This is a genomic window from Marinoscillum furvescens DSM 4134 (assembly GCF_003386095.1).
Lineage (GTDB): Bacteria > Bacteroidota > Bacteroidia > Cytophagales > Cyclobacteriaceae > Marinoscillum > Marinoscillum furvescens.
In genome coordinates, this window is sequence record NZ_QREG01000003.1 from 271,613 (window position 1) to 287,209 (window position 15,597).

Consider the following 15,597-nt stretch of genomic DNA (forward strand, 5'->3'; position numbering starts at 1 on the left):
GCAATTACGTCATTAGTACGGGCTTAAACTGATTGAGGTTTTTCAGTGCCAAGCCGGTACCGCGCACTACTGCTCTCAATGGATCTTCAGCGATGTGGATCGGTAGCTTGGTCTTCATAGACAGTCTTTTGTCTAATCCGCGCAGCAAGGCACCACCACCAGTCAGGTAGATACCATTGTCATAAATATCTGCCGAAAGTTCCGGTGGAGAAATCTCCAGGGCTTTCAGTACAGCTTCTTCTATTTTAGATACCGATTTATCTATCGCAAATGCTATTTCCGAATAGGAGATTTTGATCACCTTAGGGATACCCGTCATCAGGTCTCGTCCACGGATTTCATAATCCTCCGGACCATCGTCCAACTCGGTGAGGGCCGAGCCTACTTCTATTTTTACGCGCTCAGCGGTACGCTCACCAATGAGCAAGTTGTGCTGCCGACGCATGTAGTCCAGTATGTCTTTGTTAAACGAATCCCCTGCCACGCGGATAGACTGGTCGCAGACAATACCACTCAGCGCTATCACAGCGATCTCCGTAGTACCGCCTCCTATATCCACGATCATGGAGCCTACAGGCTGCTCTATATTGATACCAATACCTATGGCCGCTGCTATAGGCTCGTGGATCATGTATACTTCCTTGGCTCCAGCGTGTTCTGCCGAGTCACGTACAGCACGTTTTTCCACCTCAGTAATGCCCGACGGAATACAGATCACCATGCGATGCGAAGATGGCATCCATTTCTTGTTGCCATTGTCGATCATCTTGATCATGCCACGGATCATATGCTCTGCGGCATGGAAGTCGGCGATCACACCATCCTTTAGCGGACGAATGGTTTTGATGTTTTCGTGGGTTTTTTCATGCATTTGCATGGCCTCACGTCCTATCGCCAGTACCTTGTTATTATTCTTATCGATGGCAATGATCGAAGGCTCATCTACCACGATCTTGTCCTTGCTGATGATCAGCGTGTTGGCCGTACCAAGGTCGATGGCTATATCACTATTGAAGAAATCAAAAAAACCCATGTTCTACTCGCTGTATTTTCGTCGGAAAGCTACGAATTTAATACGTATAATACTGTTTTACTAATGTTTAAAATGGCGGGTGCCTGTGAAGACCATTGCCAGCCCGTTTTCATCACAGTAGTCGATGGACAATTGGTCCTTTACAGAGCCTCCCGGTTGGATCACTGCAGTGATCCCCGCCTTGTGCGCAATCTCTACACAATCTGGAAATGGGAAGAACGCATCTGAAGCCATTACCGTTCCGTTGAGATCAAAACCAAACTTTTTAGCCTTCTCAATGGCCTGCTCCAACGCATCCACACGAGAAGTCTGCCCTACTCCACTGGCAAACAGCTGACCATCTTTGGCCAATACGATGGTATTGGACTTGGAGTGTTTACACACCTTGGATGCAAAGATCAAGTTATCAATATCCTCCTGGGTAGGGGCCTTTTTGGTAACTACTTTCAGATCATCAGCGCTATCGGTCACACCATCAAAGTCTTGCACGAGCGTGCCATTTAGCATGCTCTTGTGCACGGTCTTTCGATCCCATGTTTTCTTTTGCACCAGCAAAATTCGGTTTTTCTTTTGTTTGAGTACTTCCAACGCCTCTTCGGTAAAAGATGGCGCCACGAGTATTTCAAAAAACAGGCTATGCATTTCGTCTGCAGCCGCTTTGTCTACTTCTTTGTTGGTAATAAGCACTCCACCAAAGGCAGATGTGGTATCTGCCGCGAATGCTCGCTGATAGGCTGTTTTTACGTCAGAAGCTGTGGCTACACCGCAGGCATTGTTGTGCTTGAGGATAGCAAAGGCCGTTTCTTCTTTGAATTCACCAATGAGCTGAATAGCCGCTTCAATGTCTACCAGATTGTTATAAGAAATCTCTTTACCGTGAATCTGCTCAAAGTAAGGCTTGGTCTCCTGATAAAAAACGCCTTTTTGGTGTGGGTTTTCGCCATAGCGAAGTACCCGACCTTTGCCTGCGCTTACTTTGTATGAAGGTACGTCACCTCCACCATTCATATAATTAAAAATAGCCGAGTCGTAGTGCGACGAAGTATCAAAAGCACGTGTAGCAAAAAGCTTACGGTCTTCCAGGTCGGTAGCGCCTTCTTTTTCATTGAGCAGATCCAGCAGGTCTGCGTAGTAATCTCTGGAGCTTACGATCACGACATCTTTGAAATTTTTGGCCGCACCACGAATTAGCGCAATGCCCCCAATATCTATTTTTTCGATGATGTCTGCCTCACTAGCACCACTGGCTACGGTTTCCTCAAACGGGTATAAGTCTACGATCACCAGGTCTATCGGAGGAATTTCATATTGCTCCTTTTCCTTTTGGTCTCCTTCATGATCTCTGCGGTGCAGGATGCCTCCAAAGACTTTTGGGTGAAGCGTCTTCACACGCCCACCAAAGATGGAAGGATACTGGGTCACATCTTCCACCGGAGTAACCGGTACATTCATCTCTTCGATAAATTTTTGTGTACCGCCAGTAGAGTAGATTTTCACCCCCAGTTCGTTGAGTTTGCTGACAATCGGATCGAGTCCGTCCTTATAGAATACTGAAATTAGTGCTGATTGGATCTTTACTTTGCTCATGTGCCTGAAAAATAAGCTGCAAAGCTAAAGATTAATCCTTTTTTCTAACGCAATCCACGAATGTAATCCTCCACCACTACAGGAAAATGTTGGTGTTCCAGCTGGTGAATCTTTTGAGCCAACGAATCTGGCGTATCCTCTGCCCCCACAGCCACTTTGGCCTGAAACAAGGTACGACCTTCGTCATAGTTTTCATTTACCAGGTGGATCGTGATTCCGCTAAAGGGTTCTTTATTAGCAATTACGGCTTCATGCACGTGCTGTCCATACATTCCTTTGCCTCCGTAGCTGGGCAGTAGCGCCGGGTGGATGTTGATGATTTTGTCCGGAAAAGCCCCAATCAAATATTCTGGCACCTTCCATAAAAAGCCCGCAAGCACGATAAAATCTGCTTCAAATTTTTGTAGTCGATTCAAGAATTGCTCGTCGTGAAACGAGCTACGGTCAAACACTTCTGAAGGTACGCCCAGTTTTTTGGCTCGTTCCAGCACATACGCGTTGGGCTTATTGCAAAACACTGCACTTACGCTTATATCTTCCACAGCCTCAAAATGCTTGATTAATTGCTCTGCATTAGAGCCGCTACCAGAAGCAAAAACAACAATATTTCTATCACTCATAGTTTTGTTAAGATCATGCTTACCAGGCCCGAAAAAATAATCACGTTCGTAAAGCGAATTAACCAGGCATAGTCACGCTGACGATCGGCTTTGATCAGCCGGTAAATAAACCACAAAAATACCGGGCCTAGTGCGATAAAAAAGTATCTTACCCACCAGTTTTGCACTGCCACCAAATATGAAACCAACAAGCCAGCACTCCCCAGGCATACCAGGTAGATGAAGAACTTTGCTCCCCTAACCCCAAATATCACTGGAATACTCTGACATCCGAAAGCCGCATCGCCTTTTACATCTTCTATGTCTTTGATCACCTCTCTGATCAGTACGATAGCCATCGCAAAAGCGGCGTAGACATAAATCAGTATGGCATTGTTTTTTAAGTATACTGCCACTACCAGGAGCGTAAGGCCTGTGAGAAAGGCAATGATCAGATTTCCCAGCAGCGGCAAACGGCGTAAAAAATTGGAATAGTACCACAATGAAAAAACGGATAAGACATGGATAGCGCCCACGCGAACGTCTAAGAAAAAACCCAGAGCGATACCGCTGACACTCAACACAAAATGCGCCAACATCGCCAGTCTTCGCCGAAACAAAGTGCCCACCACCACGCGCTCCGGCCGATTGATCATATCGATCTTTTGATCATAGTAGTCATTGATGATATATCCTCCGGCTGCTATCATTACTGTGCTGGCTACCATCAGAAAAAAACCCATGCTGGCAATTTGCTCATACTTATGTGCGTAATCCCCCACCAGAAATATGGCAGATAAGTACTGCGTAGCTCCGATAATCAGCAAGTTGGGGATCCGGCTAGCCCGAAGAAAACCCACAAAATCATATCGGAGCAATCGGATCATAACTTACCTCGATCGGCAATTTGTTTACTTATCAGCTCGTACAGCCGCGCTACTTCCGGGTTATGCTCCAACAGCCCCAAATGTTTGTCCATGGTATTATGATCACCCCTCACTGCCGGACCAGTTTGAGCTTGCGCAGGAGGCATTCGCATGGCCTTGTCCACCGTCTCCTGAATAAGGTGCTGCAGGTCATTAAGTGCTACTGGTGATGAGGCCAAAAGCTCATCCGCCAGCACAAATAGGTGATTGGTAAAATTATTTGCTAAAACAGCTGCAAGATGTACACGCAAGCGCACATCGGACGTGAGCAACTTCACTTTGGGAGATAAAATTTTCGCCAGATCTGCTATCTGTTCTTGTACCTGAGCATTGTTTCCTTCTACAAACACAGGGATTTGACTCCAGTCTACAGGCTTGGATTTTGTAAAAGTTTGCAATGGATAAAGCACTCCATATCGCTCATGTGTAGCAAGTACTTTCATAGGCTGGGCTCCTGAAGTATGTAGTAAGATACTGTTTTTCGGAAAAGCCACCTCCATCAAGACCGTCTGCAAAACGGCATCAGGAACAGCAAGTAAGATAAAATCAGCTGATATACCTGCCATTTCTGCAGTAAGACACACATCCGAAGACAGCTGCAATGCATCGATAAAACTCTCACCGGAAACCCTTGACCTGGAAACAATATAGTCCGGGGAACGCCCTACAACTGCCAGTCGCTTTGCCAAATGAAAAGCTAAATTTCCAGTTCCGTATATAGCTATCTTTGGCTGCATAGCAGGTTATTCCATGCCTTTGTCACGCATTTTCTGAAACTCCCCATAGCGGCGAACAATCGCTACGGTAAATCCAACAACCAGCAAAAAGGTGCCTAACCACAGGATATTTATCCAGGGTTTCTTCACAGCCTCTATGATGATCCAGTCTTTTTGAGTAGTGCTTAAGCCAAACACAAAACGATTTTGCTCCGGCTCTATCGTTTGGATTGTGAGCCTGGACGCGAGATCATTCACTACATCGGGTATGCGTCCGGCCATTTTATCTTTTATCACATAGATGGGTTCAGCTGTGTACGTTTTGTTTTCACCCTCAATTTCTATGATCGCTTTCACTGCCACATCTCCAGGGCCAAGCGTCACTCCTGGTAGCTGCTGCACAGGCACCATTTCCACAAAACGCGCCACATAATCATTGATGAAAAACTGATCCCCTGGTGCTACTGCTATTTCTTCCACTTCGCTCCATTCAATTTCCTGTTCTGGATCTGGAAATGTCCTCACGTGGGTGTATAAGTCGGCAGTAAGCGTTCGGTTTATGTCAGGAGAATAAACGATCATGTCCATGGTCTCATTTATCTGAACCCGCGGATATAGCGTAAAGTCCCCTTTACCTGGCTGTGTATACACCACTTCGAAGTAGCTATTCTCCGCATTGATGATCTCCACTGTATCTCCCGGGCTCAGCCTGGTGCCATCACTACTCACGGTTTCGTTTCCAATAATCAGCTCCAATGGACCCGCTGCAGTTTCTATGTCATTCACGTCCACATAGCCATAGTCAGTGGTAAGCTTACGCATGCCTTTGTAGGTCATGAAATAGTCTTCCATTTGGCGAGGCTCGTTCAAAAAGAGGAGCAGGTTGTTTTGGTTTACTTCATCCGGAAACTCCTTACTCCAGAGCATCCCCGTGTTGTTCTTGGACAATATCTTGGAGTATCCAGAACTAAAAAGCACACCGATCAGCATCAAAGCGACTCCAATATGTGCTATCGCCCCTCCACTAAGTTTGATGTTTGATTTGGCTACCGAAAGGAATATTTTGGCATTGGCTACTACCGAGTACACCGATGTGGTCAGCAGCAGCAGGTACCAGATGTCTTGTACCTTGGCCACTATGAAAATCACAGCTGTAATCAAAAGTGAAATCATCACCGGTACTGTAAGCGCCTGCTTGAGCTTTTGCTTGTCCATTTTATTCCACCAGAAAAACTGCCCGGTACCCGACAGGAGTGCGAGTAAGATGGCAAAATACAATTGGAATTTGGTATAAAACTCCACCTGATCGGCCGGTGGGGCCATGTTGCTACTGCCGCCAAATAGCTCAACGATTTCGTTCCATACAGGAATGGATGTAGGTATGATTACCTGAAATGCCATGAGACACAGCACGGTAGCACCCATGAAAATCCAAAACTCACGGGAATATGCCGATGTTTCTTCTTCTGATGATGGCATTTTGCGCCAGGCCCGTACACACAGCAGAACAGCCAGCAGTATAAAAACAAATAAGTAGATCAGCAGCTGTCCTGATAATCCCAGGTCGGTAAACGAGTGAACTGACGAATTGCCCAGCACGCCACTACGGGTGAGAAATGTGCTATAGACTATAAGTATGTAACTGCTCAATATCAATATAACGGATGCCTTCAGCGCAGATGGGCTCTTTTTGAAGGCTATCATAGTATGGATGCCTGCAACCAGCACCAACCAAGGCACATATACTGCATTTTCTACGGGGTCCCAGTTCCAGTACCCACCAAAGTTGAGCGTTTCATACGCCCAGTAGGCACCCATAAGAATACCCACGCCCAGCACGCACGCTGAAAACTGCGCCCAGGGCAAAGCGGGACGAATCCATTCTTTGAACCTTCCTGTGATCAAGCCCGCTACAGCATAGGCAAATGGAATGACCGTAGTAGCAAACCCCAAAAACAACGTAGGCGGATGAATCACCATCCAGTAGTTCTGTAGTAGTGGATTGAGGCCGCGTCCATCTTCTGGAATATAGTCCGGCTGGATGCCAAAAATGGGGTCATTTACTACATCTCTCAGGAGCAAAAACGGAGAGCTTCCGATCTTCACATCAAAGATCACCACTCCCATAATCATAGATACCAAAAAGATTTGTGTGAAGGAAAAAACCGCCATCATAGAGGCTCTCCATGACTTATTGGTATGAATTAATACCAGGCCTAAGACAGCATTCCAAAACATCCAGAGCAGGAAAGATCCTTCCTGACCGTTCCAAAAGCTCGAAATCTGATAATATACCGGAAGAATCTTTGAGGTGTAGTTGTACACGTAGTGATACTCAAACATATGACCTGAAATCATTGCGAAAAGCGTACCTGCTATCGCAAAAATGGCCAGTGCGTGCACATAAAAGGCTCCCTTTGCAAAGCGAGCCCATGAGGTATCAGTGTTATGTATGTTTTTGGCAAATGCATATGTGGCTACTACAGCCGACACAAACGCCAGGATCACTAAAAAGTGCCCCAGATTTCCTACAAAATAGTGGATCATTCTTTAGACATTCACGCCTTCTTCCTGATATTTAGAAGGACATTTTAGTAATATTTTTTCAGCTACGAAGCGATCGTTTTGGTAAGCCCCTACTACCACTACCTGCTCAGATCGGAGAAAATCTGTGGGCATAGGGTTTGCATGGTATACGGTCTGTATTTCATTGTTTTCATCCACCATCTCAAACTTAAATGACAGCATGTTTGGGCTAGGGTGAATTCCTATTACATTGCCATTCTCGTCTTTGCGAAGCTTCCCTACCACGTGGATTTTGTTGGCATTGCCACTAGACGCCATTTCTTTGGCATCCTCAAAAGTGACATATGCACTGGCATCTCCTGCAGTAGACATAATCACCACTATGGCCATAGCTATGATGAGTATCCCAAGTATGTGACTTTTTTTCATTTTGCTCGATCGTTTATTTCGTCTTCCAGTTTTTTCACTTTTCGGTCTACACGTAGGAGGTAATAGAAAAAGCCTACCAGCAGAATGAGCACAATTCCAACCACCACGTAAATTTTACCCTCGCTGCGAAAGCTATCGGCCATGGGGATTTGTACTAGTACATTGTTCACAAAAACGGCAGGTTGTATCAATAAGTTCGATAAAATAGTCCGTAGCTCAATCATCGAGTTGTTCTTTTAATTTTCTATATCTGATTTTGATGGTAGCCACCCAAAAGCCCAGCAATGTCCATCCGATCACTGCCGGATAAAACACCAGGCGAAGATTGCTATCCAGATCATATGCATTAAACCCAGGGTTTCCTCCATTACCCGGATGGAGGCTATCGGTCATTCGAGGTAATATAAAAAGCAGAGGAATGAGTGCTGCAAACGCAAAAATATTATAAACAGACGCGATCTTGGCCCGCTGCTGCTCATCCTGAATACTCCCTCTAAGTATGAAATAAGCAAAATAGATCAACAAGCCAATGGCCGAAGCATTTTGCTTAGGATCGCTACTCCAGGGCTCGCCCCAGGTAAATGTGGCCCAAAACATACCGGTAATCATGCCCAACACACCAAAAACAATGCCTACTTCTGCCAGCTGGCTGCTCATGATGTCATTTTCCATACGGCCATTGGCAAGATACCGCACCGACTGTATGACTGATCCTAAAAAGAGAAACAACATACCAAACCACATGGGCACATGAAAGTGTAGTACCCGGATAGTTTCATTGAGAATGGGTAAACGAGGTACGGTAAACATAAATCCTCCTATCACTACATAGATCAGTAGTGCTATCGTTAGCCATTTCCACCAGTCCGTCCTCAGTAAATACTTCATGTGTTTAATTGTCTTTTATTGGTCACACGGAATGCCCTGCTGCACCATGGGTACACCGACCCTATATTTTACGTCTTCCTTGTAGTCGATATCGTTTTCTATGTGGACATTCATATGCTATGATTTCCAGGTGTAAGGAAACAATATGTAAGCGAGCGCAATAATAATAACATTCACACTCAGGAGGGTTATCAGGTTGCCGGTAATGTCGCTCCAGGCACCACCCAGCACCAATATTTGAGAATTGGAGATGGCTAAAATCAAAATAGGGATGATCACCGGAAAACCAAGAATGGCCATCATCACGGCATTGTTGTTGGTTTTGCTAGAGATAGACGACACCATAGTAAATGCTGCCGACAGCCCTATAGAACCTACAGCCAGATTGACCAAAAAGGCACCTATAGTGCGTACCGGAAAACCAAGAAACAACGCATAAAACAGCATGGCTATGGCCACCAGAATTAGCTGATAGATGCAGTAATAAATGAATTTGGCAACAATGATACGCTCCGGCTTTATTGCATAGAAATAATATAAGGTGCGGTCATCCTCTTGCGAAAAACTCTTTGCCACGGCATTGATAGAAACAAACAGAAGAATCACCCAAAAGAGGGCATTCCAAACCTCCGGACTGATAAAGCCTGAAAAAGACAAAAAACTGGTGATAATGAGTGATGCTATGTACAGTACAATGCCTGCCAATGGATAGCGCGTACGCCAATCTATCTGCCAATCCTTATATACCAGCCACCGCAACTGCTCAATCATGGCACAAAATTAAGGTGTGGCCACTACACTATACGCACCTATTGTTGTAAAAAGGCACAAATGATTTTAGCATTGCATAAAACCGCAAGCAAATTGGATACAAAAAACCCTATTCTCGTCACCGGCACCGCCGGGTTTATTGGCTTTCATCTGGCTCAGCGTCTGCTGCGCGAAGGATATCAGGTAGTAGGCATCGACATGGTCAACGACTATTATGATGTAAACCTCAAGGAAGCAAGACTTAAAGTCCTCGAAGCATACGAAGGCTATACCTTCTACCGCTTCAATCTGATGGACAAGGAACAACTCTTTGAAGTCTTTGACAAACACCAATTTGACTATGCCGTAAACCTGGCAGCCCAGGCTGGAGTGCGCCACTCGCTCACACATCCACAAGACTATGTGGACTACAACATCACCGGATTTCTCAACATTCTGGAAGCATGTCGCCACAAAGGCATCAAACATCTGGTCTATGCTTCATCAAGTTCGGTATACGGAGCCAATACGAATTTCCCATTTTCTGAAAGCCGCGGGGTAGACCACCCTGTTTCGCTATATGCGGCCTCTAAAAAAGCCAACGAAATGATGGCTCATTCTTATGCCCAGAATTATGGTGTCTGCTCTACTGGCCTGCGCTTTTTCTCCGTTTATGGCCCCTGGGGGCGACCTGACATGGCGCTGTTCATTTTTGCAAAACGTATGCTCGCCGGGGAAACCATAGATGTCTACAACAACGGCGAGATGCTGAGAGACTTTACCTACATAGATGACATAGTAGAAGGGGTCTATCGCTTGCTCCAGCAGCCTGCCGAACCAGACGCAAACTGGGACAGCAACAACCCAAACCCGTCACGAAGTACCTGGCCATTCCGAATCTACAACATCGGCAACAGTAGTCCCGTAAAACTCATGGACTTTGTGCATGCCATCGAAAAGGAGCTTGGCATCAAAGCCGACATCAACTTCATGCCCCTACAAACTGGTGATGTCCCCCAAAGTATATCGGACGTAAGTGCACTAGAAGAAGCTGTTGGTTATAAACCCTCCACATCCGTGGAAACAGGCATTAAAAACTTCATTAGCTGGTTTAGAGATTATTATAAACTATGAGTACTCAAAAAATATTAATTACCGGAGGAGCAGGCTTCATCGGCTCCCACGTGGTGAGGCTTTTTGTGCAGCGCTATTCGGACTATGAGATTTACAATCTGGATACACTCACCTATGCGGGAAATCTGGAAAACCTTCGCGATATCGAATCCAGCCCCAACTACCATTTTGTAAAGGGAGACATTTGCGATGAAGCTTTTATCGACGCACTTTTCGCCGAGCACCAGTTTGATGGAGTCATTCACCTGGCAGCCGAATCACACGTAGACCGCTCTATCAAAGACCCTATGGCATTTATCCGCACCAATGTGTTTGGTACAGTAAACCTACTCAATGCTGCCAAAAAGCATTGGGAGGATTTTACGGGTAAGCGCTTCTACCACATCAGTACCGATGAGGTGTATGGATCGCTCGGTGATACCGGGTTCTTTCTAGAAACCACGCCCTACGATCCCAAGTCGCCCTACTCCGCCTCCAAAGCCAGCTCCGATCACTTTGTGCGAGCATATGCCAACACCTACGGCCTGCCGGTGGTCATTTCCAACTGCTCCAACAACTATGGGCCTTACCAGTTTCCTGAAAAACTGATCCCACTGGTGATTCACAACATTCGCAACGAAAAACAGCTTCCTGTTTACGGAAAGGGAGAAAACATCCGCGACTGGCTGTACGTAATCGACCATGCACGGGCAATAGATGTCATTTACCATGAAGGTAAAGACAATGAGACCTACAACATTGGTGGGTTCAACGAATGGAAAAACATCGACCTGGTGCGCATGCTGTGTGACATCATGGATGAGAAGCTAGGTAAGCCAGTGGGCACTTCCCAGGAGCTCATCACATTTGTGACTGACCGTGCGGGACATGACCTGCGCTACGCCATCGATGCATCCAAAATCAAAGATGAACTGGGCTGGGAGCCCTCCCTTCAATTTGAGGAAGGTCTGCGAAAAACCGTAGATTGGTATTTAGAAAATCAGCAATGGCTCGATGATGTCACTTCGGGTGAATATCAAAATTATTATCAGGAGCATTACAAAGGATAACATGAAAGGAATCATACTAGCCGGCGGCAGTGGCACCAGATTACATCCGCTCACCTATGCGGTGAGCAAGCAAATTCTGCCGGTGTACGACAAGCCCATGATCTATTACCCACTGTCTGTGCTGATGCTTTCGGGCATTCGCGAGATATTGATCATTTCCACACCTCGTGACCTTCCGGTATTCAAAGAACTGCTGGGTGATGGTCGCCAGCTTGGGTGTGAGTTTACGTACGAGGTTCAAGAAAAACCCGAAGGACTGGCTCAGGCATTTCTGATAGGAGAACAGTTTATCGGCAATGACTCGGTATCGCTCATCCTGGGAGACAATATCTTCTATGCGTCTGGTTTTTCTAAAAAGCTACAATCGTGTGTGGACCCTGATGGCGGGCTGGTATTTGCCTACCGGGTAAATGACCCTGAGCGCTATGGTGTGGTGGATTTTGACGAAACGGGCAAGGTGCTGTCCATCGAAGAGAAGCCAGCCGAACCCAAGTCACACTATGCGGTGCCTGGCCTCTATTTTTATGACAACAACGTAATAGAAATCGCTAAAAACATCCAGCCGAGTGCACGTGGTGAGTTGGAAATCACTGAAGTAAACAACCAATACCTGCAGCAAGGCAAACTACGCGTGGAAAAGCTGGACCGGGGTACCGCCTGGCTAGATACGGGCACCTTTCAGTCGCTGATGCAGGCGGGCGAATTTGTGCATGCCATAGAAGCGCGCCAGGGCCTCAAAGTAGGTTGCATCGAAGAGGTAGCTTATAAAATGAACTTTATAGACCAGCAGCAGCTGGAAAAACTCGCAAAACCCTTGGTGAAAAGTGGGTATGGTGAGTACTTAATGAATGTCCCTAAATGGAAGTAATAGACACACCGCTCAAAGATTGTAGGATCATCAAAGCTCAAAAATTTGGTGATGAACGAGGTTTCTTTCTGGAGTCTTTCAATCAAAAAGAATTAGCAGCTGCTGGCATTTCCTTTGATGTTCGACAGATCAACTTTGCCAAATCACAGCAAAATGTACTCCGGGGCCTTCACTATCAGCTAGACCCACACGCTCAAACCAAGCTGGTAGGAGTCATCAATGGTGCAGTGCTGGACGTAGTAGTTGACCTGCGTGAAGACTCACCAAGCTATTTGCAGCATTATAAACTGAAAATAGACAGCCAGGATATTTTTCTCCTGGTACCAAGAGGCTTTGCACACGGATACTACACGCTGGCACCAGAAACAGTTTTTTACTATGCGGTAGATAATTTTTATCACCCAGAATCTGAGCGAGGTGTGCTGTATAATGATCCGGAGCTGGGGATCGACTGGGAACTTGCGGGTGAGCCTACCATTTCTGCCAAAGACCTCAAACAACCCACCATCAAAGAAATACAAAAGCTTACTGCTCGTTGAGCTCCCAGTTGTAGTCTTTATAGCTGATATCAGTATCCTCGGTGAGTTTCACATCCGCATACTGGTTGATGTACTCACGAATGGGCATCACGTCTTTAAAATCTCCCGCGTACCAGTCAAAGTACTTGGAAAGGCGAGCCTTTCGGGGCGTGATATCATTGTGAAAATCGCTATTGATAAAAATCCGGGCTTGCTCGTCAAACTGCTCATAAAGCTTGTCCGCCGTGTAGGCTTCACGCCTTAGTTTAGGACACGATTTGGAAGCGCAGTTCACTGCAAAATGGATTCCCGGCTCTTTCCATTTCTTCCTGAGAATACCATGTTCTACGTTGTTGAGGTCATATTCCTCTCCTCCGATCTTGATAAACTTGATGTCCCACGGAGTATTCACAAATGGAATCTGAATGGTGCTCCCAATGTCTTTGATGCTTTTCACAGGGTAGTGTTCCAATATAAGATCTATGGTGAAAGCATTGTACACGTTGATCCAGTAGGCAATTTCCTCCTCCTTGCTCCAGCTATCATTAGGAGCTGTACTTCTCAGCAGGTCCAGGTATTCAGTAAGTTGTGCCCGGTTTTTCTTCAGCCTTTGGTAGTCTACTTTGCCTTCATCTGTTACATATTCTTGTAAAAGCCTGGTGAACTGCTCATGTGACACGGGCTTACCGTCCTGCATATGCGGAGTAGGTGCTGCACACGCAAAGAGGGTAACGAAAACGATTAAAAATCCGAATAATCTCATACTGAAATACTTTCTTTAAGTAACATACGCCAATTGCATAGTGTTCGGATGCGCTGGCAGGACTATATGTCGCAGCAGCGTCATAGAGACATAAAAAAGCCCTTTTCAAGATACCTATTAATGCATCTTAAAAAGGGCTTCCGTCATTGCATAGCCTTTCGCTACTCGCCTATGAGTAGTTGAAATTCTACCCTTCGGTTTTTAGCACGATTCACTTCTGTATCATTGTTTACGAGTGGCTGAGACTCACCTTTACCCTCTACGCGTATGCGTCCTGCATTGATCCCTTTAGATACGAGGTGAGTTTTTACACGTTCTGCTCTATCCAAAGACAACTGATCATTGAACGCTTCACTACCCGAACTATCCGTATGACCGATAATCACAACATCATAATTGCTTTGGGCCTTAAGTATCGTTTCTACTTGTTTTAAAACTTCAATTGATTCTGGTGTGAAATTATCTGTAGCCAGCTCAAACCGAACTTCCTTGATGGCTTCCAGCTCCTGCTTGGCCTCCTCTGCGCTTTGCTTCGGCTCCTCGGATTGCGTTTGCTCAGGTTGCACTATTTCCGGCTTCTCTTCTTTGGGTTTAGGGCATCCTTTCTCTACTCCTGGCACCTCAGGACACTCATCGTCTATATCTACCACACCATCCCCATCACTGTCAGGGCAGCCTTTGTTGGCTTTGGCTCCCGCTAGCGTTGGGCAGCGATCCTCACTGTCTTTTATTCCATCACCATCTTGATCCGGACATCCTTGTAAGGCCGGCGAACCCGCCTGATTTGGACAACTGTCTTCCACATCTGGAACACCATCTCCATCCGCATCCATCACAGGACAACCACCATTGGCAGCCAGCCCAAACTCCCCTGGGCAATCATCCTTTTTGTCAGGAACTCCATCACCATCACGATCCCGCTCTGCCCATGGCATTCTATAAGAAAGCAACACCTCATGTGAAGCATTAGCCACATTGGCCAATTCTGGATCCACGATGTAATCAAACGCATAACCAATGCCTAAACTCTCAGTAGCCTTAAACTGCAAGAGCATGTTTACAGATTCTGTAGGTCGGAAGCCAAGGCCTGCACCTACCCGGTCATTCATCCATGCCACCACATTAAAATCTGTAGAAATAGCCCCATCTTCCACTAGCTTGAGTAAAACATTTGGCTCTAGCCGAAGTGTAGGATTTACCTGATAGCGGTACCCACCTGTCAAGAAATAATGGCGGGTTTCATCATAAAAAGTTTCTCCATTTGAGGTAAACTCTGAAGCCAACACTCCCGGCGCTGAGAACCCTACCCAGAAATTTGGTCGGTCAAAAAAGACTCCTACTCCGAAGTTTGGATTAGAACTACTTGTGCGCTGAGCAAAGTTGCGATCGTCATCCACCACATAGGCATCATTATAAGCCACTACCAAACGGTTAAGACTCCCGGAAACACCCATTGCCAGTTTGCCTCCCCATGCTTGTATGTGATAGCTGTAGTTGAGGGTGAGATTGGTCGCCGATGTGATAGCGATCTCGTCTCTACTAAAAGAAAGCCCCAAACCAATATTTCTGCCTGGAATATCCGAATCAACAGCAAAACTCTGTGTGTTCGGGGCACCTTCGAATCCCACCCACTGCCACCTACCCAAAGCGCGAGCATTGAGTCCGCCCGACACACCTGCAAATGCAGGGTTGTATAAAAGGCGACCGTACATAAACTGTGTATACTGGGGCTGCTGCTGTGCAAGCGAAACATGACCTGTAAACACCAATACTACCAGAACTAATATGATTGATTGAAATGATTTCATGAT

16 protein-coding genes are annotated in these 15,597 nt (G+C 46.0%); 4 read left to right on the forward strand and 12 right to left on the reverse strand.

The window, feature by feature from the left end; genetic code table 11:
• Positions 1–4: 4 nt before the first annotated feature.
• The 10 genes from C7460_RS04985 to C7460_RS05030 form a co-directional block, all read right to left on the reverse strand.
• The gene (locus C7460_RS04985) at positions 5–1,033 is read right to left on the reverse strand and encodes a rod shape-determining protein (protein ID WP_115866977.1); all 1,029 of its coding nucleotides are present in this window, start codon (positions 1,031–1,033) and stop codon (positions 5–7) included.
• Positions 1,034–1,093: 60 nt separating this feature from the next.
• Positions 1,094–2,620: a bifunctional phosphoribosylaminoimidazolecarboxamide formyltransferase/IMP cyclohydrolase gene (gene purH, locus C7460_RS04990; RefSeq protein ID WP_115866978.1), complete on the reverse strand. Its 1,527-nt coding sequence runs from the start codon at positions 2,618–2,620 to the stop codon at positions 1,094–1,096.
• A gap of 44 nt (positions 2,621–2,664) precedes the next feature.
• A complete protein-coding gene (gene purN, locus C7460_RS04995) occupies positions 2,665–3,240 on the reverse strand; it encodes a phosphoribosylglycinamide formyltransferase (protein ID WP_115866979.1) in 576 nt (191 codons plus the stop codon).
• Positions 3,237–4,106, reverse strand: a complete 870-nt coding sequence (locus C7460_RS05000; RefSeq protein WP_115866980.1) for a geranylgeranylglycerol-phosphate geranylgeranyltransferase — start codon at positions 4,104–4,106, stop codon at positions 3,237–3,239. The genes purN and C7460_RS05000 overlap by 4 nt, the downstream gene beginning before the upstream one ends.
• Entirely contained in the window at positions 4,103–4,882 is a 780-nt protein-coding gene (locus C7460_RS05005) for a Rossmann-like and DUF2520 domain-containing protein (protein ID WP_115866981.1), read from the reverse strand. The genes C7460_RS05000 and C7460_RS05005 overlap by 4 nt, the downstream gene beginning before the upstream one ends.
• A 6-nt stretch (positions 4,883–4,888) precedes the next feature.
• Positions 4,889–7,408, reverse strand: a complete 2,520-nt coding sequence (ccsA, locus tag C7460_RS05010) for a cytochrome c biogenesis protein CcsA (protein WP_115866982.1) — start codon at positions 7,406–7,408, stop codon at positions 4,889–4,891.
• A gap of 3 nt (positions 7,409–7,411) precedes the next feature.
• Positions 7,412–7,816: a cytochrome c maturation protein CcmE domain-containing protein gene (locus C7460_RS05015; protein WP_115866983.1), complete on the reverse strand. Its 405-nt coding sequence runs from the start codon at positions 7,814–7,816 to the stop codon at positions 7,412–7,414.
• Complete coding sequence (locus C7460_RS05020; protein ID WP_115866984.1) at positions 7,813–8,040, reverse strand: CcmD family protein; 228 nt, start codon at positions 8,038–8,040, stop codon at positions 7,813–7,815. Before C7460_RS05020 ends, C7460_RS05015 begins: the two co-directional genes overlap by 4 nt.
• Entirely contained in the window at positions 8,033–8,692 is a 660-nt protein-coding gene (ccsA, locus tag C7460_RS05025; protein WP_115867078.1) for a cytochrome c biogenesis protein CcsA, read from the reverse strand. Before ccsA (C7460_RS05025) ends, C7460_RS05020 begins: the two co-directional genes overlap by 8 nt.
• Before the next feature lie 129 nt (positions 8,693–8,821).
• On the reverse strand, positions 8,822–9,475 hold the full coding sequence (locus C7460_RS05030) for a heme exporter protein CcmB (RefSeq protein WP_115866985.1): 654 nt from the start codon (positions 9,473–9,475) through the stop codon (positions 8,822–8,824).
• A gap of 93 nt (positions 9,476–9,568) precedes the next feature.
• Here C7460_RS05030 and C7460_RS05035 point away from each other — a divergent pair, with 93 nt between their 5' ends.
• The 4 genes from C7460_RS05035 to rfbC are packed head-to-tail and all read left to right on the forward strand — an operon-like array spanning position 9,569 to position 13,044.
• The gene (locus C7460_RS05035; RefSeq protein WP_245986180.1) at positions 9,569–10,588 is read left to right on the forward strand and encodes an NAD-dependent epimerase; all 1,020 of its coding nucleotides are present in this window, start codon (positions 9,569–9,571) and stop codon (positions 10,586–10,588) included.
• Entirely contained in the window at positions 10,585–11,637 is a 1,053-nt protein-coding gene (gene rfbB, locus C7460_RS05040; protein WP_115866987.1) for a dTDP-glucose 4,6-dehydratase, read from the forward strand. Before C7460_RS05035 ends, rfbB begins: the two co-directional genes overlap by 4 nt.
• A 1-nt stretch (position 11,638) precedes the next feature.
• Positions 11,639–12,505 (forward strand): glucose-1-phosphate thymidylyltransferase RfbA, encoded by an 867-nt coding sequence (gene rfbA, locus C7460_RS05045; RefSeq protein ID WP_115866988.1) that lies wholly within the window; start codon positions 11,639–11,641, stop codon positions 12,503–12,505.
• Entirely contained in the window at positions 12,496–13,044 is a 549-nt protein-coding gene (gene rfbC / locus C7460_RS05050) for a dTDP-4-dehydrorhamnose 3,5-epimerase (RefSeq protein WP_115866989.1), read from the forward strand. The genes rfbA and rfbC overlap by 10 nt, the downstream gene beginning before the upstream one ends.
• On the opposite strand, the gene C7460_RS05055 is transcribed toward rfbC, so the two are convergent.
• Together C7460_RS05055 and C7460_RS05060 are read right to left on the reverse strand one after the other, a co-directional pair.
• The gene (locus C7460_RS05055; protein WP_115866990.1) at positions 13,031–13,786 is read right to left on the reverse strand and encodes a DUF547 domain-containing protein; all 756 of its coding nucleotides are present in this window, start codon (positions 13,784–13,786) and stop codon (positions 13,031–13,033) included. The two genes, rfbC and C7460_RS05055, sit on opposite strands and share 14 nt — an antisense overlap.
• 161 nt (positions 13,787–13,947) lie before the next feature.
• Positions 13,948–15,594, reverse strand: coding sequence for a PorP/SprF family type IX secretion system membrane protein (locus C7460_RS05060; RefSeq protein ID WP_115866991.1), 1,647 nt, complete (start codon positions 15,592–15,594; stop codon positions 13,948–13,950).
• Positions 15,595–15,597: the final 3 nt, after the last annotated feature.